2 protein-coding genes are annotated in these 1,233 nt (G+C 45.7%); both read right to left on the bottom strand.

The genetic code is table 11. The features are described from left to right. A partial coding sequence (locus tag BLS49_RS24425) for a DDE-type integrase/transposase/recombinase (protein ID WP_139173187.1) occupies window positions 1-800 on the bottom strand: 800 nt, incomplete at its 3' end. A gap of 38 nt (window positions 801-838) precedes the next feature. Next, complete coding sequence (locus tag BLS49_RS24420; protein WP_175471535.1) at window positions 839-1,159, bottom strand: helix-turn-helix domain-containing protein; 321 nt, start codon at window positions 1,157-1,159, stop codon at window positions 839-841. Window positions 1,160-1,233 lie beyond the last annotated feature (74 nt).

Below are 1,233 nucleotides of genomic sequence, written 5' to 3'. Positions count from 1 at the left end.
TTGTAAAAGTCCATGTATTGGTCTAGCGCCTCGTAAGCTTCATCAAGGGTCATAAAGTCCCTTCGGCTAAACAGATGGCGTTCCAGAACGCTGTGAAATGACTCAATGTAGGCGTTCATATTGGGGGACCGGGGTGGAATACGCTCATGTATAAGATCTAAGCTTTCACAGGTATCCCCAAATAGCTTGCTAACGAACTGTGGACCATTGTCTGTACGAACCACCGGCATGGGCTCGCCGGGCTCTATACGGTCTTGCAAGGCATTCCATAAGGTTTGGACGACTTTGGTAGCTTCACATACTGGGCCTCTATACTGGCCTACTACCATTCGGTCAAACACATCTATAATGCTAAGTACAAAAAAGAACCGTTCCTGCCCAATCGCGTATCCGTATTTAATGTCCATTTGCCAAAGTTGGTTCGACCCCGTTATGACTCGATTCCTCGGTAATCTGCGAGGATGAGTGCGTACGCGTTCTTTAGGTTTTTGCAATATGCCTAATTCCTGGCAAAGTCGATAAGACTTCTTTTTGTTGAAGATTAGATTATACTTATCTCGAAGGGATTGGGCTAAAAACTTATAACCATAAACAAACTCTTCCCCTTCAAGGAGTTCAAGCAGCCATTCTTTGATTTGTTCATCGCTTACTTTTTCACCTGTAGCTGTATAAGAGTATCCAGGCACGGGGCGCCCTACACGGCTTTCGGTAGAGTGTTCTTCTCCTCTTTCTGCTGACTGGGCCAGTCGCTTTTTACGGTCGTAATACGTTGACTCTGACAACCCAAGAATGCGCAGCACAACAGTTGCTGGTTCCCCCCGCTTAATGAATGGGTTGGCTACTTCAAATCTTTCAGATAAGCGGGGTTTTTCTTTTTTAGCAACTCTCGTAAAATTTCGATTTCGAGTTCTTTTTCACCAAGGACCTTAACGGCTTTTTGATAGCGTTGCTCTACCTCCTGCAGGCGTTGCAACTCTTGAACATGTTCGTCTGCCGCAGGAATTTCTTCAGGCGGAATAGAGTCCCGATGATCTCTAATCCAACCCCGGACGGTCTCAGGGTGGATGTCGTACATTCGAGCCAACACCCCCACCTTAACACCTGCCATAGCTTCTTTCACAACTTTTAAACGTTTTTCTTCATTCAACCTTTTTCCCATACCGATCATCTCCCTTTGTCCTAAGTTTAAATTATTGGGCAGGGAGACTCCAGTTTAATTAGGGGGCCTTAGAG

The sequence above is a fragment of the Fontibacillus panacisegetis genome (assembly GCF_900102215.1).
Taxonomy (GTDB): domain Bacteria; phylum Bacillota; class Bacilli; order Paenibacillales; family Paenibacillaceae; genus Fontibacillus; species Fontibacillus panacisegetis.
This window is presented reverse-complemented; position numbering and strand designations above follow the sequence as displayed.

Coding starts and splice junctions, on each gene's coding strand:
- BLS49_RS24420 (WP_175471535.1), bottom strand. CDS start 1,159: ATGGGAAAAAGGTTGAATGAAGAAAAACGTTTAAAAGTTGTGAAAGAA.